23 protein-coding genes are annotated in these 26103 nt (G+C 58.9%); 17 read left to right on the plus strand and 6 right to left on the minus strand.

Going from position 1 to position 26103, the window contains the following annotated elements:
* Positions 1-420: 420 nt before the first annotated feature.
* The 6 genes from HMJ29_RS01450 to HMJ29_RS01475 all read left to right on the plus strand — a co-directional run bounded on the left by HMJ29_RS01450 (position 421) and on the right by HMJ29_RS01475 (position 9394).
* Positions 421-4797: a CusA/CzcA family heavy metal efflux RND transporter gene (locus tag HMJ29_RS01450; RefSeq protein WP_171589817.1), complete on the plus strand. Its 4377-nt coding sequence runs from the start codon at positions 421-423 to the stop codon at positions 4795-4797.
* A gap of 63 nt (positions 4798-4860) precedes the next feature.
* Positions 4861-6081 (plus strand): efflux RND transporter periplasmic adaptor subunit, encoded by a 1221-nt coding sequence (locus HMJ29_RS01455; RefSeq protein WP_171589818.1) that lies wholly within the window; start codon positions 4861-4863, stop codon positions 6079-6081.
* A gap of 137 nt (positions 6082-6218) precedes the next feature.
* Positions 6219-6674: a thioredoxin family protein gene (locus HMJ29_RS01460; RefSeq protein WP_171589819.1), complete on the plus strand. Its 456-nt coding sequence runs from the start codon at positions 6219-6221 to the stop codon at positions 6672-6674.
* A gap of 4 nt (positions 6675-6678) precedes the next feature.
* Positions 6679-7764 (plus strand): FAD:protein FMN transferase, encoded by a 1086-nt coding sequence (locus tag HMJ29_RS01465; RefSeq protein WP_171589820.1) that lies wholly within the window; start codon positions 6679-6681, stop codon positions 7762-7764.
* The gene (locus tag HMJ29_RS01470) at positions 7761-8006 is read left to right on the plus strand and encodes a DUF4266 domain-containing protein (protein ID WP_171589821.1); all 246 of its coding nucleotides are present in this window, start codon (positions 7761-7763) and stop codon (positions 8004-8006) included. Before HMJ29_RS01465 ends, HMJ29_RS01470 begins: the two co-directional genes overlap by 4 nt.
* A gap of 104 nt (positions 8007-8110) precedes the next feature.
* Positions 8111-9394 (plus strand): DUF3570 domain-containing protein, encoded by a 1284-nt coding sequence (locus HMJ29_RS01475; RefSeq protein WP_171589822.1) that lies wholly within the window; start codon positions 8111-8113, stop codon positions 9392-9394.
* 17 nt (positions 9395-9411) lie between these two features.
* Here the strand turns inward: HMJ29_RS01475 and HMJ29_RS01480 are convergent, their stop codons facing one another.
* Positions 9412-10620 (minus strand): helix-turn-helix domain-containing protein, encoded by a 1209-nt coding sequence (locus tag HMJ29_RS01480; RefSeq protein ID WP_171589823.1) that lies wholly within the window; start codon positions 10618-10620, stop codon positions 9412-9414.
* A 111-nt stretch (positions 10621-10731) separates the two neighbouring features.
* On the opposite strand from HMJ29_RS01480, the gene HMJ29_RS01485 reads away from it, so the two are divergent.
* From HMJ29_RS01485 to HMJ29_RS01515, 7 genes are all read left to right on the plus strand, one after another.
* Positions 10732-11187 (plus strand): hypothetical protein, encoded by a 456-nt coding sequence (locus tag HMJ29_RS01485; protein WP_171589824.1) that lies wholly within the window; start codon positions 10732-10734, stop codon positions 11185-11187.
* Between the two features lie 22 nt (positions 11188-11209).
* Complete coding sequence (locus HMJ29_RS01490) at positions 11210-12250, plus strand: AraC family transcriptional regulator (protein ID WP_171589825.1); 1041 nt, start codon at positions 11210-11212, stop codon at positions 12248-12250.
* Positions 12251-12494: 244 nt separating this feature from the next.
* Positions 12495-12911: a DUF983 domain-containing protein gene (locus tag HMJ29_RS01495; protein WP_244678700.1), complete on the plus strand. Its 417-nt coding sequence runs from the start codon at positions 12495-12497 to the stop codon at positions 12909-12911.
* A gap of 136 nt (positions 12912-13047) precedes the next feature.
* Complete coding sequence (locus HMJ29_RS01500) at positions 13048-14490, plus strand: alpha-amylase family glycosyl hydrolase (RefSeq protein WP_171589826.1); 1443 nt, start codon at positions 13048-13050, stop codon at positions 14488-14490.
* Positions 14491-14593: 103 nt separating this feature from the next.
* Positions 14594-15310 carry a class I SAM-dependent methyltransferase gene (locus tag HMJ29_RS01505; protein ID WP_171589827.1) on the plus strand — a complete coding sequence of 239 codons (717 nt, stop codon included), beginning with the start codon at positions 14594-14596 and terminating at the stop codon, positions 15308-15310.
* A gap of 107 nt (positions 15311-15417) precedes the next feature.
* The gene (locus HMJ29_RS01510) at positions 15418-15897 is read left to right on the plus strand and encodes a DinB family protein (protein ID WP_171589828.1); all 480 of its coding nucleotides are present in this window, start codon (positions 15418-15420) and stop codon (positions 15895-15897) included.
* A gap of 74 nt (positions 15898-15971) precedes the next feature.
* A complete protein-coding gene (locus HMJ29_RS01515) occupies positions 15972-17318 on the plus strand; it encodes an alpha-amylase family glycosyl hydrolase (protein ID WP_171589829.1) in 1347 nt (448 codons plus the stop codon).
* Between the two features lie 118 nt (positions 17319-17436).
* Here the strand turns inward: HMJ29_RS01515 and HMJ29_RS01520 are convergent, their stop codons facing one another.
* The 3 genes from HMJ29_RS01520 to HMJ29_RS20580 form a co-directional block, all read right to left on the minus strand.
* Complete coding sequence (locus HMJ29_RS01520) at positions 17437-19017, minus strand: N-acyl-D-amino-acid deacylase family protein (protein WP_171589830.1); 1581 nt, start codon at positions 19015-19017, stop codon at positions 17437-17439.
* 607 nt (positions 19018-19624) lie between these two features.
* The gene (blaOXA, locus tag HMJ29_RS01525) at positions 19625-20440 is read right to left on the minus strand and encodes a class D beta-lactamase (RefSeq protein ID WP_171589831.1); all 816 of its coding nucleotides are present in this window, start codon (positions 20438-20440) and stop codon (positions 19625-19627) included.
* A 286-nt stretch (positions 20441-20726) separates the two neighbouring features.
* Positions 20727-20861 (minus strand): YdeI/OmpD-associated family protein, encoded by a 135-nt coding sequence (locus HMJ29_RS20580; protein WP_262922195.1) that lies wholly within the window; start codon positions 20859-20861, stop codon positions 20727-20729.
* A gap of 155 nt (positions 20862-21016) precedes the next feature.
* Here HMJ29_RS20580 and HMJ29_RS01530 point away from each other — a divergent pair, with 155 nt between their 5' ends.
* The 3 genes from HMJ29_RS01530 (at position 21017) to HMJ29_RS01540 (ending at position 23398) form a co-directional block, all read left to right on the plus strand.
* Positions 21017-21967 (plus strand): aldo/keto reductase, encoded by a 951-nt coding sequence (locus tag HMJ29_RS01530; protein ID WP_171589832.1) that lies wholly within the window; start codon positions 21017-21019, stop codon positions 21965-21967.
* A gap of 121 nt (positions 21968-22088) precedes the next feature.
* Positions 22089-22571, plus strand: coding sequence for a GNAT family N-acetyltransferase (locus HMJ29_RS01535; protein WP_171589833.1), 483 nt, complete (start codon positions 22089-22091; stop codon positions 22569-22571).
* Between the two features lie 110 nt (positions 22572-22681).
* On the plus strand, positions 22682-23398 hold the full coding sequence (locus HMJ29_RS01540) for a DUF421 domain-containing protein (protein WP_171589834.1): 717 nt from the start codon (positions 22682-22684) through the stop codon (positions 23396-23398).
* A 66-nt stretch (positions 23399-23464) separates the two neighbouring features.
* On the opposite strand, the gene HMJ29_RS01545 is transcribed toward HMJ29_RS01540, so the two are convergent.
* Positions 23465-24655 carry a serine hydrolase domain-containing protein gene (locus tag HMJ29_RS01545; protein ID WP_171589835.1) on the minus strand — a complete coding sequence of 397 codons (1191 nt, stop codon included), beginning with the start codon at positions 24653-24655 and terminating at the stop codon, positions 23465-23467.
* An 87-nt stretch (positions 24656-24742) separates the two neighbouring features.
* On the opposite strand from HMJ29_RS01545, the gene gloA2 reads away from it, so the two are divergent.
* On the plus strand, positions 24743-25132 hold the full coding sequence (gloA2, locus tag HMJ29_RS01550; RefSeq protein ID WP_171589836.1) for an SMU1112c/YaeR family gloxylase I-like metalloprotein: 390 nt from the start codon (positions 24743-24745) through the stop codon (positions 25130-25132).
* 12 nt (positions 25133-25144) lie between these two features.
* Here gloA2 and HMJ29_RS01555 read toward each other — a convergent pair whose 3' ends face one another.
* A complete protein-coding gene (locus tag HMJ29_RS01555) occupies positions 25145-25855 on the minus strand; it encodes a hypothetical protein (RefSeq protein WP_171589837.1) in 711 nt (236 codons plus the stop codon).
* Between the last annotated feature and the right edge of the window lie 248 nt (positions 25856-26103).

Genomic DNA, 26103 nt, shown 5'->3' on the forward strand with positions numbered 1-26103 from the left:
GCATCAAGCAAGGAAGGGTTAGGGGTGGTTGACTGGCCTAGAGTGACTACTCCAGCCCGTCATGTCGAGCGGAGTCGAGACATCTCTACAGCTTCGTCTGGCTTCCCCTCTCCTTTTCCGGAGAGGGGGCCGGGGGGTGAGGTGCAACGTCAGCACGCGAGATGTACCGACAAGCCCGACATAACCGTCAGGATAAACGATGACAGGTTACCCACCCTTGTCCCCTCCTTTCCAAGGAGGAGAACTAGCCGCTAGCTTGAGCAAACCACCACAGTTTTCAGGCTGTGAACCTACTGCTTCTTGGCCGTTGATGATAGAGCCCGGTGAGCCACCACCGTGATTTTAAGACAATCTTAAGCCGACTATGTCCACCCGCCAGGGCCGGGGTTACGTTCTTTGTCAACGCAAAATCGACTTTCGATGCTTTCAAAAATTATAGCAGCCAGCATTCATAACAAGCTGTTCGTGGTGCTGCTGCTGGTAGCGTTAGTGGGCTGGGGTGGCTATTCGGCCGCGCATTTGCCCCTCGATGCCATTCCCGACGTCACCAATAACCAGGTGCAGGTTATCACGCAAAGCCCGGCCCTGGCCGCGCAGGAAGTGGAGCAGCTGCTCACTGTACCCCTGGAGTTGCAGCTGCGCACCATTCCGGGCGTGACGGAAATCCGCTCTATCTCGCGGTTTGGCCTCTCGGTGATAACGGTGGTGTTCGAGGACGATATTGACACCTACCGCACCCGGCAGCTGGTAGCCGAAAAGCTCACCACCGCCCAGGCCGAGCTAGGCACCGGCGACGCCCCCCAGATGGCCCCCATCACCACTGGCCTGGGCGAGATTTATCAGTACAGCATCCACATCAAGAAGGGCTTTGAACAGAAATACTCCCTCAGCGCCCTGCGCGACGTACAGGACTGGCTCATTAAGCGCCAGCTGGCGGGCGTGCCCGGCGTGGTAGATGTGAGCAGCTTTGGCGGCTACGTGCGCCAGTACGAGGTCAGCGTAAACCCCGACCAGCTCAACGCGGCCGGCGTAACCATGCCGGAGCTGTTCACCGCCCTGCAAGACAACAATGCCAACACGGGCGGCTCGTACCTGGAGCGCGGCCGCAACGGCTACTTCATTCGGGGCGAGGGCCGGGTGAGCTCCCTGGACGACATTGGCGCCATCGTAATCAAGCAGGCTACCCAGAACGCCCCCCTGCTGGTACGCGATGTGGCGCAGGTGCGCTTCGGGCACTCCATGCGCTACGGCGCCATGACCCGCAACGGCGCCGGCGAAACCGTGGGCGGCATTGTGCTCATGCTCAAGGGCGCTTCTTCGGAGCAAACTATCAAGGGCGTAAAGGCCCGCGTGGCGGAAATTGAGAAAACCCTGCCGCCGGGCCTGGAAGTAGTACCGTTTCTTGACCGCACTAAACTCATCGACAAGGCCATTCATACCGTCACCAAAAACCTGATTGAGGGCGGCGTTATCGTGATTCTGGTGCTGCTGATTCTGCTGGGCAACTTCCGGGCGGGGCTGGTGGTAGCCTCCATGATTCCGCTGTGCATGCTGTTTGCGCTGGGCATGATGCGCACCTTCGGTGTATCGGCCAACCTCATGAGCCTGGGCGCCCTGGACTTCGGGCTGATTGTAGACGGGGCCGTGATTATCGTGGAAGCCATGATCTTCCATATTGTGCACTTCCGGCAGCAGACCGAGCACGAAACCATGGACCAGGTGGCCGAAACCGCCGCTACCCGCATGATGCGCTCCGCCCTGTTCGGGCAGCTCATCATCCTGATTGTGTACTTCCCCATCCTGGCTCTCACCGGCATTGAGGGCAAGATGTTCCGGCCCATGGCCCTCACGGTGAGCTTCGCCATTGTGGGCGCCATGCTGCTCTGCCTCACCTACGTGCCGGCCGTGTCGGCGTGGGCCTTGCGCAAGGATATCAAGGAAGAAGGCACGCTGGCCCACCGCATTATGCAGCTGCTGCTGCGCGGCTACCAGCCCCTGATACAAGGCGCGCTGCGGATGCGCGGGGCCGTGGTGGCGCTGGCCCTAGGCCTGTTGGTGCTGGCGGGTGTGCTATTTTGGCGCATGGGCGGCGAGTTTATTCCGCAGCTTGATGAGGGCGACTTTGCCGTGAACGTGACCCTCTCGCCGGGCTCCTCACTGAGCCAGAGCATTGCCACCACCACTAAAGTCCAGCAGATTCTGCTGCGGCAGTTCCCCGAAGTAGAGCAGGTAGTGGGCAAAATTGGCACCTCCGAAATCCCCACCGACCCCATGTCGTTTGAGGATTCTGACCAGATTGTGGTACTGAAAGACCAGGGCGAGTGGACGTCGGCAGACTCGCGGGAGGAGTTGGCGGGCAAGATGAACCAGGCCCTGGCCAACATTCCCGGTGTGAACGTGGAGTTTCAGCAGCCCATCCAGATGCGCTTTAATGAGCTGATTTCGGGCGCGAAGTCGGACATCAGCATTAAAATTTATGGCGAAGACCTGGCCGTGCTCTTCGAGAAAGCCAACCACGCTGCCGCTCTTATTCGTCCCTTGGAGGGTGTGGGCGACCTAAAAGTGGAGCAGATTGTGGCCCTGCCCCAGTTGCGCGTCACCTACGACCGCCAGAAGCTGGCCCAGTACGGCCTGAACGTGTCGGACCTGAACGCCCTATTGCGCACTTCCTTTGCAGGCGACGTGGCCGGCCAGGTGTACGAAGGGGAGCGGCGCTACGATCTTGTCCTGCGCCTCGACAGCACCAGCCGCCAGGGCCTCGGCGACTTGCGCAACCTGTACGTGGATACGCCCCTAGGCCAGAAAGTACCGTTGGAGGAAGTAGCCACCGTGGCCTACCGGAGCGCCCCCGCCCAGATATCCCGCGATGATGCCCGCCGCCGCATCAATATTGGCGTGAACGTGCGTGGCCGCGACGTGCAGAGCCTGGTGCAGGAAATTCAGGGCAAGCTCGATGCCGGTCTGAAGCTGCCCACGGGCTACAGCATCCGGTACGGCGGGGCCTTCGAGAACCTGCAGCAGGCCAAGGCCCGTTTAAGCGTGGTGGTGCCTATTTCCCTGCTACTCATCTTCTTGCTATTGTACCTATCCTTCAATTCTGTGAAGCAGGCCGCTCTGATTTTCACGGGTATCCCGCTGGCTACTATTGGCGGTATTCTGGCCCTGTGGCTGCGCGGAATGCCGTTTAGCATTTCGGCGGGTGTAGGCTTCATTGCTTTGTTTGGGGTGGCCGTGCTTAACGGTATTGTGCTGGTGGCCAGCCTCAACGAGCTGGCCGAGGCCGGCGTGCGCAACGTGCGCGAACGGGTACTGAAGGCCACTGCTGAGCGCTTCCGACCGGTGCTGCTCACGGCCTCGGTGGCATCTCTGGGCTTTCTGCCCATGGCCCTGAGCAACTCAGCCGGCGCGGAGGTGCAAAAGCCTTTGGCCACGGTTGTTATTGGCGGGCTGATTACGGCCACTCTTCTGACCCTGCTGGTGCTGCCGGTGCTCTACACTTTCTTCACCGCCGATGATGAAGACCCGGCGCCCAGTACGCCCCCTGAACCAAGCGGCCCACCCGCCAGGCCAGTGGCCGCGCTGAGCTTGCTGCTTCTGCTGCTCACGTTGCCCAGCCTAGGCCAGGCGCAAATTACTTCCGCTTCTTCGGCTGTTGTTAGCACTCCGCTCACGCTCCAACAAGCTCTGCAGACTGGCCTACGGCAGAACCTGTCGTTGCAGTCGTCGGCTCTGCAGGTCCAGCAGCAGCGGGCCCTCACCCGCACCGGCTATGACATTCCGCGCACCGTGCTGGACTATCAGCGGGGGCAGCTTTCCGGCCCTTTCACTGACCAGAGCTTCAATGTAATTCAGCAGACTTCCCTGCCCAACGTGTACGCCGCCCAGCGCCGCTTGCTGGAAAGCCAGGCCCTCACGGCTGAGCAGCGCGGCCGCGTGCAGCGCCGGGAGCTCAGCCAGAACATCCGCAGCAGCTACTACCAGCTCCTGCTCACGTACCGCCGTGCCGCCCTCCTGCGCCGCCAAGACAGCCTCTACCGCCGCGCCGCCCGGGCCGCAAAAATCCGGTACCAGGTGGGTGAAACCAACCGACTGGAGCAGGTGTCGGCGGAGGCCCGCTCGCGGGAGCTGCAAAACCAGCTGGCCAACACCCTCACCGCGGTGGCCGTGCAGCAGCAGCAGCTGGCCCTCCTGCTAGGCACCAGCCCCACCCGCATTGATACCACCGAAAACGCTGTGGCCGTGCTGGCCCCCGCCGATACCGCTGGCCTCTCCCCCGACTCGAACCCCACGCTAGGCCTCCTGCGGCAGGAGCTGACGCAGAGCCAGCGCCAGACCCAGGTGGAGCAGCTGCGCCGCCTCCCCGATGTACGCGTGGGCTACTTCAACCAGAGCATTAACAAGGAGAGAGGGTTTCAGGTAGCACAGGCGGGTCTTTCGGTGCCGCTGCTGGGCGGGGCGCAAAAGGCCCGCATTGCCGCCGCCCGCCTCGGTGAGCAAGCCGCCGACAACCAGTTGGCCTACGCCACTTCCCAGCTCACCGGCCAGCAAGCCGCCCTGCGCCAGCAGTTGCGCCGTGCCCGCGCTTCGCTTGACTACTATGAGCGCGACGCCCTGCCCCAGGCCCGCCTCATTCTGACTACCGCGGAGAAAAGCTTCCGCGCCGGCGACATCGACTACGTGACCTACGTGGTGAATACCGAGCCGGCCTGGCAAATTCAGCAGGCCTACCTTACCCAGGTGGGCCAGTACAATGAGCTGGTAATTAGCCTGCAAGCCTTGGCGGGCACCGATGAGTAACCGCCTGAGCTGCTAGGCCATTATTTCTTTTCACGCTTATCCTGCACTTCGGTGCTGGCTTCCATGAAGTTTCTCCTTTCGCCTTCTATCTCGCTTCCGCTAGCCTCCCTCCTGCTGGCTTCCTGCCTTACGGGCTGCAAACAGGATGCTTCCTCCGAGGCGAAAGGCGCTACGCCCGCGCGCCCCGCAGCCCCAGCGGCCCCCACCGACCCGGAGCAGGTGACAATTTCGGCGGCGCAGGCGCAGGCCGCTGGCATTGCCCTGGGCAGCTTCACGCGCCAGAACATGGCCTCGGAGGTGCAGGCGAACGGCGTGGTGGATGTGCCGCCCCAAAATCTGGTTTCTATTTCGGCGGTGCTGGGCGGTTACGTGCAGCAGGTGCAGGTGCTGCCGGGCCAGTTCGTGAAGAAGGGGACTACCGTAGCCGTGCTGCGTCACCCCGACTACCTAAAGCTGCAGGAAGCCTACCTGCAAAGTCGGGCGCGGGTGCGGTTCCTGAGCCAGGAGCTGGAACGCCAGCGCATTCTGGATGTGGAGGATGTAGGAGCCAAGCGCAAACTCCAGCAAGCCCAGGCCGACTACGCCACCGAGCAGGCCACCCAACGGAGCCTGGCGGCCCAGCTAGGCCAGTTGAATATTTCAGCCGAGCGCCTTGCTTCCTCAGGTCGCATTCAGCCCACCGTGAGCCTTACTACCCCGCTCTCGGGCTACGTGCGCACGGTGAATACCAACCCCGGTCAGTTCGTAAACCCCCAGGATGTGCTGGTGGAAATAGTAGACCGCTCCGATCTGCACCTGCAGCTCAAGGTGTTTGAGCGCGATGTGGCCCGAATCCGCGTAGGCCAGTCGATCTTATTCACGGTGCCTAGCCGGCGGATGGCGCAGGAAATCATGCGGGCCCGAGTGTTTCTGGTGGGCAAAGCCTTCGAAAACGACGCCCGCACCGTAACCGTGCATGCCCACCTCGAAGGTCCCGAAACTGAAACGCTCCTGCCCGGTCAGTACGTAGCCGCCCGCATTCAAACGGCCGGGCAGCGGACCCGCACGCTACCCGAAGAAGCGCTCATTCAGGCCGGGGAGCTGAGCTATGGTTACGTGCAGACTGGCGCCACCTCTACTAGCACCGCCGCCTTCCGGCGCATAAAAATGAAAGCCGGTGCCGCTGCCCACGGCGACGTGGCCGTAACTCCCCTCGACCCCATCCCCGACACCACCCGCGTGGTGCTACGCGGTGCTTATTTTCTGGATGCCGAACGGGGCAAAGGGCAGGGCAACGACGACTAACGGCTTGGGGTATCAGCAAGAACTGGCTGAAGTGGGAGAAAAGGTAGTGCTTAAGGCCACCGAAAAGTAACCGCTACCGTATGGTGGAATGGTTTGTGTTTTAATCTGGTTTTAATCACAACCCCTTTCCACTTCCTATGCGTTTTCTGCTCGTTTTATTGATTTCACTGCTGGCTGGTTTCACGGGTCAGGCTCAAACAACCGCCGTGACCTGGAATGCCAACCTAACCCAGGCGCTGCAACAGGCCAAAGCTACCAATAAGCCTATCCTGGCGGTATTTTCAGGTTCCGATTGGTGCAAGCCCTGCATCATGCTTAAACAGGAGGTATTCGATCAGCCGGAGTTTCAGAAGTTTGCCCAGGAAAAGCTGGTGCTGGCCCGCTTCGACTTCCCGCGCAGCAAGAAAAATAAGCTTCCGGCTGAGCAGACCAAGCTCAATGAGGCGGCGGCCGCGCAATTCAACAAAGAGGGCTCTTTCCCGCTGGTAGTGCTCATTTCGCCGGAAGGCAAGGTGCTGGCTAAAACCGGCTACCGTCCGGGTGGGCCAGCGGCCTATGATGCCTATCTGTCTCAGCTGCTAACTAAACGCTAGGGGAATGCGCACCTCTTTTGGCCCCTTTAAGTTGGTTTATAGTGCCCTAGGCCAGTTACTGGTACTGGGCTGGTTGTTGGTAGCCAGCGGTGCGGCCTTTGCTCAGGCCCCGGCCGGTAAAGCGCGCAACTTTACCCGCAATGCCCGCCTGATGGGCTCTCACTTCAGTTTCACGGCCGTATCGAAGGATGATTCCCTGGCTTGGCGCGCCATCCGGGCCGGCATTCGGGAAACGCAGCGCATCGACCGGCTTTTTTCCTATTGGGATTCCACCTCCCAAATTACCCAGGTAAACCGCCAGGCGGGCATCAAGCCAGTGGTGGTAGACCAGGAAGTGTACGACCTGATTCAGCGCACCCTAAAGCTTTCGGCGCTCAGCAATGGGGCCTTCGATATTACGTTTGCCGGCGGCGAGAAAATCTACAAGTTTGACCGCAAGGAGCACGCTGGCCTCCCGGCCCCGGAAGTGGTGAAAGCCTCGGTGGCCCGCATCGACTACCGGAAGGTGCTGCTGGACCCCGCCACCCACTCCGTGATGCTCCAGGACAAGGGTATGCGCATGAACCTGGCGGGCATTCTGCAGGGCTATGGCGTGCGCAAGGCCCAGGCCCTTATGCGGCAAATGGGCATTCAGGGCGGCCTCATCAATGGCTCCGGCGACGTATCGTGCTGGGGGCGGCAGAGTGATGGCTCGCTGTGGCGCATTGCCATTGGCGACCCCGTCTACCCGCAGTCTGTTTCCTCCTGGCTCACCGTGACGGATGTGGCCGTGGTGACGGCCGGCAACTACGAGCAGTATTTCACGGTGCAGGGCAAGTATTACGGCCACATCATTGATCCGCACACCGGCTACCCCGCCACGGGCCTTCGCTCCGTCACCATCATCTGCCCCGATGTGGAGCTGGCCGACGGCCTCGATGAAGTGGTGTTTGTGAAAGGACCAGAAGAAGGGCTGGCCTTCATCAACAAGCTCAAGGGCGTTGACTGCACCCTCATTACCAACGATGGCCGCACTCTGGCCTCCCGGGGCATGGCGGTTAATTACTACTCCACGCAACAACCGCAGACCGCTGCGGCCCCTACTCCATGATACTCCCTACTGTTTTTTCTCCGCGGGTGCGGGTGGTGCTGGGCGGGCTGCTGCTCGTGGGCAGCAGTGGCCTCAGCAGCTGCGTATCGGTGGCGGCCTACCAAAAAATGTATCTCAACGATGAGGACATGAAGCTGGCCAACAAGCGCATTGAGGTATACGAAACCAACTTCGAGAGCTACCGCGAAGGCGCCGGCGGGGCCAATGGCGGTAAAGTAGGCGGCGGCTGCGGCTGCAATTAAGCGGTGAAAAGCGTCGAGGAAGATAAAAAAGTATATCTCGGCACCGATTAATTGCTCTCTGCCCCCTGCTCATTGTTCATTCTTGTACTGCACCTCTTCTCCTTATGCCCTCCAGCTTCTACTCACTCACTCAGCGCATTATGGCGGCCACGCTCTTGGCACTGCTGCCGGCTCTTGTGTGGGCCCAGGCCACTCCTACGCCCAACCGCGTAGATGGCTACGGCGCCCCCAGCACCACGGCCCCAACCCCACCGGACCCCAGCAACCATGGCGAAACCGAGGTCAATATTCTCTCCAGCTACTACCAGCAGGATGGCGACCATGGGGCCGTGCAGGGCGGCCGGGGCACTCAGTACCTTACCGACCTCACCCCCACCATCATCCTGAATGTGCCGCTTGATTCGGTCACGCGCGTGTCGGCTAACGTGGGCGTCGATTACTACGCTTCGGCCTCTACCGACCGGATTGATCAGGTGCTGTCGTCGCCTTCCGCGCACGATGCCCGCTACCACGTAGACCTGGGCTACTCCCGGCAGCTGGCCGATAAGCGCACTATTGTAGGCGTTGGCGGGGGCTTCTCAAAGGAGTATGATTACCTCTCCTTTAACATTACGGGCTCCTGGGCGCATGCTTCGCTGGATGGCAACCGGGAGCTCAGCGTAGCGGGCCAGGCCTTTTTTGACAGGGCTACCCTGATTTTGCCGGCGGAGCTCCGCACGGGCGGCGGCCAGGAGCACGGTTCGGGCTTCGATACCCGCCAAAGCTTCAACCTGAACCTGGTGTATTCGCAGGTGCTCACCCAGCGCCTGCAGCTGGCCATTAGCACAGAGTTGGTAGCTCAGCGGGGGCTGCTGAGTACGCCCTTCCACCGGGTATATTTCCGCGAGACGGGCGAAGCCCTGGGTAAGGCCAAAACCGAACGCCTGCCCCGCCAGCGCTACAAGTATCCCGTAGGCCTGCGCCTGAACTACTACGCCACCGACCTGGTGCAGCTGCGCGGCTACTACCGCTTCTACAACGACAACTTTGGCATTACGGCGCACACTCTGGAGCTGGAAACGCCCGTGAAAGTGACGCCCTTTTTTGTGCTGTATCCCTTCTACCGCTACCATACCCAAACGGCTGCCAACTACTTCGCGCCCTACTTAGAGCACTCGGTGTTTGATGAGTTTTATACCTCTGATTATGATTTGGCAGGTTTCTCAGCCCATAAAGCAGGCCTAGGCTTGCGCTATTCGCCCGTATATGGCCTGGGGCGGTTTAAAACGCCTTTTGGTGGTCGGGTAGCTAAGTTCAAAGCCCTCGACTTACGCTACGCCTATTACCGGCAAACCACCGGCCTAACCGCCAACCTGATTAGCGCCGACTTATCGTTTACTATGCCATAACGGCTATCCGGCAGTGGCTAGGCCAGGGGGTAGTCGCGCGGAGCGTAGCCGGTGAACTGTTTGAAGATGCGGTTGAATGTGGTTTTAGAATTGAAGCCGCTATCCAACGCAATACCCAGTAGCGTGAGGCGCTGGGCGTCGGGGGTACGTAGGCGCCGCTTCACTTCCGCCACGCGGTACCTATTGACCAAGTCATTGAAGGATTGGCCGAAGCCGTTGTTGACGGTAAAAGAAATCAGGCGGGGCGCTAGGCCAGTGTGGGCCGACAGCTCGGCCAGGGTAAGTGTGGGATTCAGGTAAAGCTTCTCTTCTTCCAGCGCCCACCGGATGCGCGCCACCGCGGCCTCATCTACGGCGGCTTTTGGCGCTACTTCTGGCTCTGCTGGTGCTACAGCCACAGGCCTCTCAACTGGCCTAGCCGTTTCGTTGCTGCGCGCTTCCGGGGCGGTTGTCGGCAGACCGCCTAGGGCTTCTGCTCTCTCAGCCAACTGGGTAGCCGGCTCAAAATGGATGGCTTGCATATCGGCTTGCCGCAGGCCTACCACGCCAATCAGAAACACCACTCCTCCCAGCAGCTCGGTGGAGTAGTCATAGCTATAATATAGCCCGAAAAACTCCCGGAGTACCAACTCCAATAGCCATTGCGCACTCACAAGTGCTACCAACATCAGCAACGTGCGCAGCCACAACAGGCGCAGCTGGGAGGTTTCGGAGAAATTATCGGCTAGCCAGCGGCGGTACTGGCCTAGCAGACGCAAGCTCAGCCCCAGGTAGATTATCAGCGACAACCAGGTGCCCAGAAACTCCAGGCGGTAGGTAAACGGCCGGTGCACGTGCTGCCAGAACCAGTTGCGGGTTTCGTAGGTCTGTATCCGCAAGCACCCATACAACAAGGCCTGCGCCAGCACCGGCACAAAATGCCAGAAGTATTGCGGCCGCAGCCGGAAATCATGGTTTACCAGGCTGCGAACGTAGAAATATAGCAGGGGGCCAAACCCGAGCGAGTAATAGATAGGGGCAAAATACCAGTTGGGGTTCTGCGCATAGATATTCCCCACCCGAAATAGCCCATCCAGCAGCCATAGCGCAATACTGAGCATAAGCAGCGCCAGAAAACGGTTGGGCAGCCGGTTGTGGCGCGCAAACCAGAGCAACCCCGCCGCAAATACGGCCTGCGCTATCACGGCAAACAGAACAACAACCAGGGGCGTAAGCGGCAGCTGCATGGCAGTACACTGAGAAAGGTAAGAGCGGGCAACAGGCCCGCAGCCAGTTGGTATCTTTGCCCAACAACTGCCAAAATACTGGTTTCCTGCCTGGCGTAGCCTACTGCTCACATGAAGCAAAAAATTCGGGAATGGCTGCGGCGCTACCTGCCCGCCGAAGGGCTTTCGGTAGTGGCTACACTGGTGGGGGCTTTGGTGGCTATGCACGTCACCCATAGTGCCCTTAGCGCGGCGCTGGCGGGCACCTGGGCGGGCAATGTGGCCTACTTTGGGTATTTGCTGGGGCAGGATGTTTGGCTGGCTTACCGACTGCGGCGCGCCCGCGGACTGCGCTACACCGCCGGCACCTTTGGGCAGAACGTGCGGGCCTTGGTGGTAGAGTTCGGGCTGGCTGAAGTAGCCGACAGCTTTCTGATTCGGCCGGCGCTTATGTACTACCTGCCCCGCTGGCTAGGCCATTTTGGCGCGGGCATCCTGCTGGCCAAGCTGCTGGCTGATGTTACCTTTTACGTGCCCGCCATTATCAGCTACGAGCTCAGCAAAAAGCGCCTGCGTAAGTTTGACTAGCCCTGAGGTAATACTATAGCGGTTGCTCTCGCACGATATCCTGCGCAACCTGCGCATCAGGCATCAGCGCAGGCAAATGCTTCGGCCAGAAGAGGAGCTAGGCCAGTCGGTTACGCCTGAGAAGATCGTCTCAGCGTCAGGAAGACTTATTGCTTGCCCCCAACGCACCTCATCACCCCATTACCTCTTTACCTCCTTCATGAAACCACCTGGCCTTCCGGTTTTCACCCTCGAATCGTTTCCGCAGAACCGGCCGCACCGCCCCTGGTACCTGGAGCGGCTGGAGCGGCACGTGGCCAACTTCCCCGGCATCAGTCAGCCGCACTCCCACAACTTCTACCTGCTGCTTTACGTCACGCAGGGCCACGGCACGCACACCATTGACCTGGTAACCTACGACCTGCAGCCGGGCAGCCTGTTTTTCATGACGCCGGGCCAGGTGCACCACTGGGATCTCTCCGAGGATGCGCAAGGCTACGTGGTGTTTTTTGAGGCCGAGTTCTACCTGTTCCGCTACCCTGGCTCCCGCCTTTACTACTACCCATTTTTCACGTCTGCGTACTCTCCCGTCTTGCACCTGGGCGCTACCGATGCGTCTATTGGGCCCCTTATTGAACGGATGTGGGCTGAAGACACCACGCCGGCTCCGCAGCAAGACGAGGTATTCAGGTCTTACCTGCACATTTGCCTGGAGCTGGCCGCCCGCCACTACCACGCGCCGCCCGCCACCGCGCCCGATGAGCCCCGGCACGCGCAACAAATACTGCGTGAGTTTGGGCTGCTCCTCAATGAGCACTTCCGCACCCAGCGCAGCGTGCAGCACTACGCCGATCTGCTCCACATCTCGCCTAACCACCTCAACGCCCTCTGCCGGCGCCAGCTGGGCAAAACTGCCAGCGCGCTTATTCAGGAGCGGGTACTGGTAGAAGCTCACCGCCTGCTCCGCCACACCGCAGCCACTGTAGGCCAGGTAGCCGACGCCCTGGGGTTTGAAGATGCCTCCTACTTCAGCCGCTACTTCCGTAAGCACACCGGGTACTCGCCGGGGGAGGTGATGAGGTAATTGGTGAAGGGTGATTAAGTAACTAGGTGATGGGGTGATGAGGTGATGATAAAGAATAGAGAGGTGTAGAGCTAGCCAAACCCTGACTCACCCTTTACCTCCCGCCTTACTTCCTCACTCCATTACTTAACCACCCTATTACTTAACAAGAATTGATTTGTACCAAACAATCCCGCAAACGCATCTATCGCGCCCGGTTTGGCCGTAGTAGCTTTGTATCAACGCTCCTGATGCGCTTACTACTATGCAAAAGACCGATTCTACGTTCCTGGCTATGCTGGAGCAGAAATGCCCTCGCTGCCACCAAGGGCCCTTGTTTTCTACCAGTGCCTTCAACGTAACGAAGTTTGCCGATATGCCCGAGGGCTGCCCCGTGTGCGGGCAGCGCTACGAGCCCGAGCCTGGCTTTTACTGGGGAGCCATGTATATCACCTTCGCCTTTTCTACCGCCATTATGCTGGTAGTGGGCTTTCTGGTATACTTCCTCCTCCACGACCCCGACACCTGGGTGTATGTGTCAGCGGTGGCTTTTTTTGCTGTTATCCTTACCCCACTCAGCCTGCGCTACTCCCGCACTCTAATGCTGTATCTGTTTGGAGGAGTGCGCTATCAGCCGGAACGCGCCAACCGCTCCGCGAGCGGGGCTACTACCTCTTCATAGGTCACTCCATACCAACTATATACCAGCCGGACGCGGTGCTGTTGTAGCCTTTTGGCTACCGCAGTGCCGCGTTCGGGTGGTTTTGGCGGAACAGGCCTTCCCGCCTCCTCACCCAGAAAACTGGTATGTTGCAGCTATGTCAACCGCCTCTTTTCGTCTGCTCAGCGTTTTACTGCTAGGCCTGTTAGCCGCTTGTTCCGGCTCAGAAAACGCCGCCACTGCGCCCTGCGATGTGCCCCTGCCGGAGGCCTACACCATTCGCCACCCCGCCTGGGCCGACTCTGCCAGTATTTACGAGGTCAACATCCGGCAGTACACGCCCGAAGGCACGTTTCGGGCGTTTGAGGCCCACCTGCCGCGCTTGCAGAAAATGGGGGTGGGCATTTTGTGGCTGATGCCGGTGCAGCCCATTGGCCAGCTTAACCGCAAGGGCACCCTGGGCAGCCAATACTCCATTCAGGATTACCGCGCCGTAAACCCCGAGTTTGGCAATCTAGATGACCTGCGCCACCTCGTTAACGAGGCCCACAAACGGGGCATGCACGTTATTCTTGACTGGGTGGCCAACCACACCAGCTGGGACAGCAAGCTCTCAAAAGAGCACCCTGAGTGGTTCACCAAGAGCAAGCAAGGCCAGTTTCAGCCCCCCGTTTCTGACTGGCAAGATGTTATTGACCTTGATTACAGCAAGCCCGAACTACGCCGATACATGCAGGAAAGCATGGCCTACTGGGTGCGCGAAGTCGGGTTTGATGGTTTCCGGTGCGATGTGGCCGGACTGGTGCCCACCGATTTTTGGAACGACACCCGCCAGCGGCTAGAGAAGATTAAGCCGGTATTTATGCTGGCGGAGTGGGACGAGCTGTTTCCGCCCACCTTCCTGAAGCGCGAAGACTTCAACCCCGAGACCAAACTGCTGGAGCAGGCTTTCGACATGACCTATGGCCTGCGCCTGCACGCGCTGCTCGATAGCATTGCCAACAATAAAAAGCCCGTAGCCGCCCTCGATAAGTACCTGGCCGATGAGCGCCGCCGCTACCCCGCTCAGGTGTACCTGATGAACTTCACCACCTCCCACGACATCAACAGCTGGGATGGCTCGGAATATGAGCGCGTGGGCGCCAATGCCCAACCCCTGGCCGTGCTGGCCGCCCTGCTGCCGGGCATGCCCATGGTGTATAGCGGCCAGGAAGCGGCGCTGAAAAAGCGGCTCCGCTTTTTTGACAAGGATACCATTGACTGGCGCGGCTACCCACTGCAGGATTTCTATACCCGCCTGCTGCAGCTTAAAAAGCGCCACCCCGCCCTGCGCAACGGCGACGCCTGCAGCGAGTTTGAGCGCCTGCCCGCCAGCACCGACCGGCAAGTGGTGGTATTCGTGCGGCGCAAGGGCGAAACCGGTGTGGTGGTGGCCACCAACCTCAGCCGCCTTCCTCATGAAATCACGATGCGCACCCTGGGGCCAGGCGTGTACCGGGAGTTGTTTAGTGAGCAGGTGCTGAAGCTGGGCTCGGGCTCGCGGGTGCTGCTGCCGCCCCACAGCTACCGGGTATATGAGCGCCTGCCAGATCAGAAGTAAGCCTCATCCCGAAGCTTATTCTACTTTTGCCCTTGCACCAAGCCTCAGACAAAACTTTTTGTAGTATTAAGAGGCCTTTGCTTACTCTATTTTGCCTGTTTCCATGCCTGCACCAGACGTTACCCACTATATCGGTGATGAGTTAACGCTTTTTGAAAAAGCCACCAACTGGAAGAGCTACTACGGCAATAAACTCAAGCCCCATTTAAAAGGACGTGTACTGGAGGTAGGAGCCGGCATTGGCGGCACCACCCTCTCCCTGTGCGATGGCACCCAAGCCGACTGGCTTTGCGTGGAGCCCGATGCAGACCTCGCGGCCAATATTCAGGACCTGCTGAACTCTGGGCAGCTGCCCGCCTGCTGCCGCCTGCACACTGGCCTACTCGCCGATTTGCCCGCCACTGATCTGTACAATGCCATTCTTTACATTGATGTGATTGAGCACATTGAGCACGATGCTGCTGAGCTGGCCAGGGCCTATGAGCACCTGGCACCCGGTGGCGTACTGCTTATTATTGTGCCGGCTCACCAGTGGCTGTTCAGCCCGTTTGACAAAGCTATTGGTCACTTCCGCCGGTACTCGCGGACCTCTTTGCTCCGCGTAATGCCGCCTCAGAGCAAAATTCTGCAGGCTTCTTATCTGGATAGCGTGGGCATGCTGGCTTCTACCGCCAACAAGCTGCTGCTGAAGCAAAGCAACCCCACGCTAAAGCAGATCAAGTTCTGGGATACAATGATGGTGCCCATCTCCCGCTTCACGGATAAGCTGCTGCTGCACAATTTTGGAAAATCGGTGCTGGTAATTGCCCAGAAGAGCTGAAGCCCCTGAACCAGCCGCCACAAAAATGCTCCACCTAGCGCCAGGCGGGGCTGGCGATTCGCAGTACCCCTTCACTTCCTTTTGGCGACACAGGTAGCCTAACTATCATGCACCAGCTTCTCACTGCCCAATACGACCTAGTCAGGAGTGCCCGCGGAGTTTTGTTGGCCTATTGCGCCACCCTGGCTCCAGCTGATTTTATGGCTCCTCTTCCGGACTTCAACCACAGTAGCATCCGTGATGTATTGGTGCATGGAGCTGCCACCTACCAGCACTGGCTTGTGAATGTGGCCCTCGGCCAGTCGGGGCCACTGCCTGATGCTGCCACAGTGCCGGATGTAGCTGCCGCAGGCCAGTTGTATGCACAGGCAGATGAGCTGGTTGCAGACTTTCTGGAACACTTTCAAGGTCAGTGGCAAACGGAGTATTCCTGGCGGGTGCCGCACCGCGCTGAGCCAGTGCTGCTAACGCCGTTGGCGCTTTTCACGCACGTAATAACGCATGAGTTTCACCACAAAGGCCAGGTCCTGAGCATGAGCCGGCAGCTGGGCTATACCCCCATTGATACCGACGTAGTGCGCACCTAACCTGGCCTGGCGGTAGCCGGCTTGGGCATTTCTGCGTAGGCACACGAGTTTGTTTCGCAACTCTGCTTCCTTCCGTGACCTACTCCGAGCTACACCCAAACGCGCACCTGTTTCAATTGCAGCACCCTGCCTGGGCGGCGCACGCCAGCATTTACGAAGTAAATATCCGGCAATACACGCCCGAGGGCACATTCCGGGCCTTCGAGGAACACCTGCCGCGCTTGGCGGCCATGGGCATCACCATTGTCTGGCTGATGCCCATTCACCCGATTGGGCAGGTGAACCGCAAGGGTACCCTGGGCAGCCAATACGCCGTGCAGGACTACTACGGCGTAAACCCTGAGTTTGGAACGCTAGATGATTTGCGCCACCTCGTGCAGACTGCGCACGCCCTAGGCCTGTATGTGCTGCTCGATTGGGTGGCCAACCATACCAGTTGGGACAACCCACTGGCCGAGCAACACCCCGAGTGGTTCACCAAAGATGCGCTAGGCCAGTTCGTGCCGCCCGTAGCCGATTGGCACGACGTCATCGACCTCGACTACAACCAGCCAGCCCTGCGCCGCTACATGACCGACGCCCTGCTCTACTGGGTGCGCGAGGCCGATATCGACGGTTACCGCTGCGACGTGGCCGGCCTGGTGCCCACCGACTTTTGGGATGCGGCCCGCCAGGAGCTCGACCAGCTGAAACCAGTGTTTATGCTAGCCGAGTGGGATGAGCTCTACCCCTCCGGCGGCCTGACCTGGGCGGAGTTTAACAGCGACACCAAGCTACTGGAGCGCGCCTTCGACATGACGTTTGGCCTGCGCCTGCACTACCTCCTCGACCATATTGCTGAGGGAAAGCAGCCCCTCCACGATATCGATGTGTACCTAGCCGCCGAGCGCGCCAAGTACCCGCCCAGCGTGTACCTCATGCACTTCACCAGCAACCACGACGTGAATAGCTGGGACGGTACTGAGTACGAGCGCTTGGGCTCCAACGTACTGCCATTTGCCGTACTTACCTGCCTGCTCCCTGGTATGCCCTTAGTGTACTCAGGCCAGGAGGCAGCCCTAAACAAGCGACTGGAGTTCTTCGACAAGGATACCATTGACTGGCGAGGCTACCCACTCCAGGATTTCTACACCCGCCTGCTCCAGCTCAAAAAGCGCCACCCCGCCCTGCACAACGGCCAGCTAGAAAGCCGTTTCCAACGCCTGCCCTCCGCCCCCGATGTGTATGCCTTCATCCGCCACCACGGCGCAGCGGCAGTATTGGTAGCCGTAAACATCAGTGCAGAGCCACAAACGCTGGAGCTGCCAGCAGAAGCGGCCGGAAACTACCTCGACGTTTTCAGCGAAGAGCAACTTCTACTCCAGCCTAACAACACCCTGCCCGTACCCGCTCATGGCTGGCGGGTGCTGGAGAAACGGTAAAGCCTGTTGTCCCTAACAGCACATCCACCCGCACAACGCAGTAAGAATGTTCGGCTCTCGGCTCCCCCTCTCTTTTTCCGGAGAGGGGGCCGGGGGGTGAGGCGCCCCGATGTGCAAACTACCTCTTACCGCCCCCATACAACACTTGCCCATTGCGCAGGCCAGTATGCTTCCCCTCCTGCACCGTCAGGCGGCCGTTTACCAACACGTAGCGCATACCCACCGAATATTGATGAGGCTGCGTGAAGGTGGAGCGGTCTTGCACCGTGGCCGGGTCGAAGATGACGATGTCGGCGGCGTAGCCGGGGCGCAGCAGGCCACGGTCGGTGAAGCCCATAGTTTGGGCGGGCAGGCTGGTCATGCGCCGGATGGCGTCTTCGAGGGTGAGCACGTGCAGTTCGCGCACGTAGTGGCCTAGCACGCGGGCATTGGAGCCGTAACCGCGGGGGTGCGGCATGCCCTGCTGCCACACCCGGATGCTGGCATCAGAAGCCACCATGTTCTGCGGGTAACGCATAATCTGCTGCACATCGGGCTCACTCATGCCATGAAACACCATGCCGGCATCATGCTCCAGCACAAGCTCCATGATAGTGGCCGCCTCGGCGCGGGCGTTGTGGGGGCGCTTTCGGCGGCGGTTGATTTCCTCAATGCTGAGGCCCTGGTAGCTGGTATCTGGCGGGAAGCTGGCCACCACGGCGTAGCTGAAGTGCTTGAGGCCGCGCCGCTTCAGGCGCCGGAGCATATCGGCTTCCACGGCGGCGCGCACCTTCGGGCGCTGCAGCCGCACGCGCAGGGAGTCGCGACCGTCGGCTTGTACATCATCGGGGAGCAGGGTGCTAAGTGAGGTAGAGCTGGCCGTGTACGGATACTGGTCGATGGTGACTTGCTGACCGGCCTGGCGGGCTTGCTCAATGAGGCCTAGCAGCTTATCGGCTTGGCCCCAGTTCTGCTGACCGCTTAGTTTCAAGTGAGATATTTCGAGGGGCAGGCCGGCTTCACGGGCCACTTGCAGCGCCTCCTGAATGGCAAAGGTCACACTGTCGCTTTCGTTGCGCATGTGGGTGGCGTAGAGACCGTGGTACTGGGCAGCCACCCGGGCCAGCCGCACCATTTCGGGCGTGCGGGAATACGTACCCGGCACGTAAATCAGCCCCGAGGATAGGCCCACGGCTCCGTCTTGCATGGCCTGAGCCACCAGATCCTCCATCTGCCGCAGTTCCGCCTCACTAGGAGCCCGCTTGGACCGGCCCATCACGGCTTTGCGCACAGTGCCATGCCCCACAAACGAGGCCGTATTCACGGAGAGGTGCAGACTATCGAGGGTTCGGAAATACTGGCCTAGCGGCAACCTTGACGAGCCACAGTTGCCGGTTACTACCGTTGTTACGCCATCGTAGAGGAAGTTATCGGCCGTAGGCTGGCGCACTTCATCGTCTTCAATGTGGGTGTGCACGTCGATAAAGCCCGGCGCCACGGCCAAGCCTTTCGCATCAATGACGGTAGTAGCAGCAAAATCGGCGGGCAACTGGCCTACGGCCACAATCCGCCCGGCCCTAATGGCCACATCAGCATACGTCCAGGCGTTACCGGTGCCATCGTAGAGCCGGCCGTTGCGAATGAGCACATCCGCCGGCGTCGTCTGGGACAAGCTTAGACGCGTGAGGAGTAGAAAGCCAAGCAGTGCGAGTATGCGCATAGAGTAAATGTACAGTATACTCTCTTTGCTGGATTAATTCCTCTTCGCTCTACTCACTTTCTTGATTGGAAAAGAGATAGGGCTAGACAATTTCAATTTTATTTCACGCCTTATTTGGTGAATAAAAACACTTCTCAAATTCCTAGATTCAATATTAATTAGCACCTCACGCAAATACATCTTATTATTCTTGGTAGCACTGCACTCATCTATCATTAGGTAAATCATATTAAAAGCCTCAAAGGAAAAATCATCATTGAGCATTCGAAATATATCCGGCAGATACTTTTCATACTTTAACGCCTTCATTGAATATAAGATAGTTCCCTTTTTATTTCTCGTCATCTCACTTGACAATAACCTCATCATATCTGGTATAGATTCATTGTACTTTAGGCCAGCGAAGGCAAGGCATATTGTATTAATGAGCCTGTTATCAACAGTTTTCCTTAATACATAAAGCAAAGCACTAACATCGCTTTCATCATATTCTTTTGACTCTAATACACCAATTAATTTATCTCCGCTAATACTTACACCTCGAAATAAATATATCACATCATCCATCTAAATAATATTTTCTTGTTTCTACAATAAGGAAATTCAGCTACAGCCACTTCATTTCCCGAAGCACCGCTTCGGTGATGGCGCGGCGGGCGTTGATGAACTGGTCATTTGCGGATCCTGATTGTGGCTCTATGTTTAGCGCGAAATAGATCGTGCGGCCATCGGCGCGGTCGAGCCAGCCTACAAACCAGCCGTTATCAACGTTGGTGGCAGAGCTGAAGGTCCAGCCCGTTTTGCCGTAGAGCGTGTATTCAGGCGTTTTCTGGAGCTGTAAAATCCGTTTCACAGCCCGCTGGTGCTGAGTGGCAATGGGCAGCTTCTCAGCGTGCAGGCGCTGCAGGAAATCGAGCTGCTCAAACTGCGTGATGCGGGAGTTGCCATCCAGCCAGAATCCATCCAGATTCTGGGGCGTAACATCCATGTGGCCGTAGGCTAGTTTCCGGAGCCACTGGTGGTAGGACTCCACCCCTACCCGCCGGGCCAGCTGTTGGTAGCACGGCACACACGATACGCGCAAGGCCTGGGCGTACGTCATATCATGGTTCCACTGCGGAAACTTGCGCTGCACCCCATCCCACTTGCACATAGTAGCCGTGTCGGGAAGGGCGCCGGTTTGTAGGCCGATTAGGGTATTGGGAATCTTGAAAGTCGAGGCGGGCAGGAAACCCTGGCGGCAGCGTTGCAGGTTATAGGCCACATACCGGCCGGCCGGCTTCTCGAAAAGTAAGATGGAGCCCTTCACGCCATAGTGGTCGAAGTGCGCCTGAAAGTTGCGCTCCGTAATGATAGGCGCCGGCGTGGCTCCCAGCAGCAGGATGCTCCCCAGGCTCAGAAGCAGAAGGCAGATTCGTAGCATGGCAGTGAAGGTACTACACCAAGCTGTGGGGACAACTGAAAGAGAACATCATGTCGAGCTTGTCAAGGCATCTCGCGTGCTGACGCCAGAACGGGTAGAGACGCAATATTTTGCGTCTGCTAATTGCTGATGTTGTGCAGCTTGAGCCGTCCTAGGCCAATCGTTATAAGCCGGTCGTTCAACGACGAGCCGCAAAATATTGCGCCTCTACTCGTTCTAGCGTCAGCATGCGAGATGCCTTGACAAGCTCGACATGACGGACGGGTATGTTGCACCTACCCCCAATCTACGCGCGAGGGTAAGAGTCAACCCAGCCAAAACGAAGGGTTTCTTCCACGGTGTCGGCGTAGGTCATGAGGCGCTGGCCACTTTCCTTTTTATACAGCGTGAGCCACACGCTGGCAGGCTGCGTGTAGTGCACTTCCAGCTAAGCGCGCCACGTGGCTCGGTCGGGCACATCTACTACTTTCAGGGTATCGAGCTTGCTGGCCATGCCCTAAAATACACCGAAGCGCCATAACCCAGGAGCCTTCAAATGGGTTTATGCTAACTATATCATCCACTCGATTCTACAGTATGCAACATCGTGAACTGGGCCGCTCCGGCCTGCAGATTGCGCCCCTCGTGCTGGGCGGCAACGTATTCGGCTGGACCGCCGACGAAGCCACTTCTTTCCGCATCCTGGATGCCTTTGTGGCGGGCGGCGGCAATACTATTGATACAGCCGATGGCTACTCGGTGTGGGTGCCGGGCCACGTGGGCGGCGAGTCGGAAACTATCATCGGCAAGTGGCTGCAGCAGCGCGGCCGCCGCGACGACGTCATCATCGCCACTAAAGTAGGCTGGGAAGTAAACCCCGAGAACAAGGGCCTTAAGAAAGACTACATTCTGCGGGCCGTGGAAGGCTCCCTCAAGCGCCTCCAGACGGATTATATCGATCTGTATCAATCACACAAAGACGACCCCACCACGCCCGTGGAGGAGACCCTGGAGGCCTATGCCCAGCTGGTGAAGGAAGGAAAGGTGCGCGCCATTGGGGCCTCCAACTTCTCGGCGGCCCGCCTGCGCGAGTCCATCGAGGCCAGCGCCAAGCACGGCTTTCCACGTTACGAGAGCCTGCAACCCCTGTATAACCTCTACGACCGCACCGAGTTTGAGCAGGACCTGCTGCCCCTCATGCAGGAGCAGAACATTGGCGTGATTCCCTACTACGGCCTGGCCGCAGGCTTCCTGACCGGCAAGTACCGCCGTGAGGAAGACCTCAAGAAAAGCGCCCGTGGCGGCGGCGTAGGCCAAAAATACCTCAACGACAAAGGCCTGAAAATCCTCGGTGCTCTTGATGCAGTTTCGTCTCGCCTGCAGGCCACCCAAGCCCAGGTAGCCTTGGCCTGGATCATGGCCCAGCCCGGCCTCACGGCCCCCATTGCCAGCGCCACCAGCCCCGAGCAGGTGACGGAGCTCCTGAAAGCCACTGAGCTACAGCTGAGCCCCGAAGACCTCTCGGAGCTAGGCCAGGCCAGCGCATAATCAATGAGTAATGAATAATGAGCAGTGCGCAATGGAGTATACTACTCATTGCGCACTGCTCAATTTGTACTGTCGAGTTCTGGTTGTAGCTTGCTTATGCGCTAATCATATTCACCCCTGCATGACCATTCGCATTGCTACCCACAAGGACCTGGATGAACTCTACAGCCTGTGGTGCGAGCTAATGGATGAGCACCAGACGTTTCATCCTGTATTTGGGTATCACCCCAGCGCCGATTTCCAGCTGAAGCGGGTGTTGCGCACCCGTTTGGCCGAGACCAACACCCGCATGTTTGTAGCCCAGGGGCGCTACGGTCTGCTAGGCCTGATGGTGGCTACGTACCAAGTGGGCAGCACCGGCATGCACTACTTCCGGCGCGGCTACATTGCCGAGACCATTGTGCGGGAGGCTCACCGGCGCCAGGGCCTGGGGCGGGCGCTGTTTGGAGTTGCCAAAGAGTGGCTCACAGCCCAGGGTGCCGACCACCTGGAGCTGCAGGTAGCAGTAGCCAACCCGGCCGGCCGCCGGTTTTGGGAATCCCAGGGTTTTGCACCTACCACGTTCCATATGATGCAGCCGCTGCCCAAGCCGCCGGAAGAGTAAGCTTAGAGTAGCCGTTAATAAAGCGTGCTACTCCGCTAACCGGAAGCACAGCAGTTGCGTTAGGGCTGGAGAATGGGGCTGCTTCCCTTCTTTACCTGCTGCTATCCTGTATGTTGCTTGCCGCTGATATCAAGCCCTTTGATTGGGACCGAATCCTTTTTTCTGTTGATGCGCCCCCGCTCTTTCTGCTGGAAGTAGTATTTCGTTGCGTGGTAACGTACCTGCTCATGTTGGGCGCCCTGCGCGTTACGGGGCGGCGGGGCGTGCGGCAGCTCTCCATCTTTGAGCTGAGCATTATTCTGGGCCTGGGCTCCGCCGCCGGCGACGCCATGCTCTACCACGATACTCCCCTGCTGTATGCCGTCGTGGTATTTGCCGTGGTTACGGGGCTCTATTTGCTCTTCAACCGCCTCACAGAGAGGTTTACCAAGTTCAGCGACTGGCTGGAGGGCAAGCCGGTACTGCTGGTAGAAAATGGGCTTATTCAACTTGAAAACTTTCGCAAGCAGAACCTGACGCAAAAGGAGCTGTTTGGGGAACTGCGCCAGCTCCAAGTGGAACACCTAGGCCAGGTACGCCGCGCCTACATTGAGGCCACCGGCAACCTCAGCATCTTCTTCTTCGACGAGCAGGAACCCGTGCGGCCCGGTATGCCTATTTGGCCGGAACGCGTGGAGCATACCCGCAAACGAGTAGAAGAAGCCGGGAAATATGCCTGTGCTACCTGCGGCCACGTGCAGGAGCTCCCGCGCGGGGGCACTGCCACCTGCCCCAACTGCCAAGCCGATAGGTGGATACCCGCCAGCGAAGCCAGACGAGTGGCCTAGCAGGTTCATTTTACGTCAGGCTGATGCGCGGAAGTGCCTGTACCTGGGTGCCACAGCTTCCGGGTACTATTCCTGCTTTGCGGTGTACGGCACGTAGTTTTCCCACTGCCACGGGGTGTCGGTGTCGCCGAGTAGGCGCTCCAGAAGTTGCCTGAAAATGCCGTCGGCGTTAGAGCTGTTGCTCATCAGCAATAGGCCCTTTTTTTGGTTAGCAAACACCACGCTGTGGTTTTCCCAACCGTCGTCGTGGCCTTCTTTGAAGTAGGCGTGACCATACTTTGGCGACTCAAATGTGCCCCAGCCCAACCCGTAGGCCAGCCGGATGGTACGGTTGCTGTCGGGGGCGGCCACGGTGGCCAGCGGCCCAAACTGAGCCTTGTAGGGAATGTGCACCTGCCCACGGGTCATTTCCTGTTTGGCGGCGGGCGTCAGGCCGCGGCCCTGCATCACGGCGGCCAGAAAGGCGGCGTAGTCGGCGGGCGTGGTTTCCAGGGAGCCGGCTGCGCCGGGCTTGGTGCGCTTGCGCTTTTCCAGGGGCTGGCCCTGCTCGTCGTAACCCAGGGCGTAATTGCCCTCAAAGGCTGGTTGCCACACGTAGCTGGTGCGCGACAGGCCTAGGGGCTGAAAAACTCGCTCGGTACTCAGCTCCGTCAGGCTTTTCCCGGTTATCTGCTCCACCACCAGTTGCAACAGCTGCAGGCCTTCGCCGGAGTACCAATAGTGGGCACCGGGCGCAAACTTGAAGCGCAGCTTTTTGTCGGGCTCAATCCAGCGCCAGTTGGGTAGGCCGGTGGTGTGCGTGAGGGCCATACGGGCCGTGAGCTGGCGCCACCGCTCGTCGCCGGCCAGCTCACGGTAGGCATCGTATTCGGGCAGAGGCTTAGGCATATACTCATGCAGAGGCCTATCGAGGTTGAGGCGCTTTTCCTGCACCAACTGCATCACGAGGTAGGCAAACACCGCCTTGCTCAGAGACGCGCCGTACATGGCGGTGCTGGGCTCCAAGGGGGCGCGGGTTTCGAGGTTGCGCAGCCCGTAGGTGTGCAGATACCGCACTTTGTTGTCTTCCAGCAGAGCCAGGGCCAGCCCCGGTATGCGGGCTGAGTCCATGAGCTGCTGCACTAGCCGGTCGATATTGGGGCTGCGCAGGCGGCGCCCATCCAGGGTCTGAAACGTAACGGCTTTTTGTGCCTGCGCTGGTGCCGGGTTCGCGCAGAGGGCAGCAACCAACAGACACGCAGAGGTGAGTCGTTTCATGGGGGCAGCGGCTAGTGACAGGAGTAAGAAACGCATTTTCGCCGATATTGCCGGGCCACCTTCGGCCTCGCTCCTGCTGCGTTTCCTATGCTTTCCCTGCTCCGCGTCCATCACATTGCCATCATCTGCTCCGATTACGCCGCGTCAAAACGGTTTTACACCGAGGTGCTGGGCCTGGAGGTGCAACAGGAAATCTACCGCGCCGCCCGCAACTCCTACAAGCTGGATCTGGCCCTCAATGGGCAGTACCTCATCGAGCTGTTTTCCTTCCCCGAAACCCCTGCGCGCCTCTCCCGCCCCGAGGCTACTGGCCTACGCCACTTAGCCTTCGCCGTCACTGACCTCGATGCCACCGTACGCGAATTGGATAGGCACCAAGTGGCCTACGAGCTCATTCGGATAGACGAAGCTACCGGCCGGCGCTTCACCTTCATTCAGGACCCCGACGGCTTGCCGGTTGAGTTTTACGAGCTCTAGGCCACTTCCTTCCTACATAAAGCGGTACGCCAAGCCAGCCCGAAACACTTGGGTAAACAGGTCATTGGTTCCTCCCAAATAGCCTTTGCGGTAGTTGGTTACCCCGTGGGCATAGCCTACGGATAGGCCTACGCGCTGGTAGTAGGCCGTTACGTTCACCCGAGCCCGCACATCGGCCTTGGGCCGCACTCCTTGTTCTACGTCTGTGGTAACCCTGGAGCCGTTGTCGTAAATGGCTTGGCTATGCTCTCTTGACTTGCGCATCAGCCCTACCTCTGGTCCGGCCGTTACATCAAGCTCCACCCCTTTCACCCGGAAGCGGTGGCCGTAGTACGGGTGTATGTTCACGAAATGAGTGGCTAAGTTGGCACGTCCCTGCGCAGAATATTCGTCTATTTTATGAAGGTCTACATGGGTAATATTTACGCGGCTCCGGAGCACTTCATAGCCCGCCTGCACGCCCAACAGGCTGTTTTTACGCGTTATTCGTTGCACCTGGGCTCCTGCGCCGTAAGAAAGCCCCAGGCGCTTCCCATAGACATTGCCGGTCCGAGGCCCATATCCTGCCGCCACCCCCGAAAGATCAATACTGGTAGTAGCCACCGCCGAAACGCCCCGGTAGGCCAGTCCGCCCGAGGTTAAGTGAGCTGAGTACTCGGTTTTCTGCGCGTAAGCAGATTGTGCAACAAGAATGAAGCTCGTAATCAGTAGAATATATTTCACAGAAGGAATAGAAAAGGCAGTCAGAGATGTGCGTGAGGCATAACAAAGGCACCAGCCCTTTTGCCTGCAAGAGGAGTGGCATAACCGAGAATGGTTGCAGCTCATAACCCCGGCCGCGTATTTCTAATGATTTTATTTCGGGCATTATACCCTATTCCTTATCAAGTCGCTAACCAAGTAGGTTGTACAAAAACAGTGCCTCGGCCATCAGCCCAATGCGCTGCCAAACCTGCGAGTCACGGTCGGCT

Origin of the sequence: Hymenobacter taeanensis (assembly GCF_013137895.1) — a bacterium.
GTDB lineage: Bacteria > Bacteroidota > Bacteroidia > Cytophagales > Hymenobacteraceae > Hymenobacter > Hymenobacter taeanensis.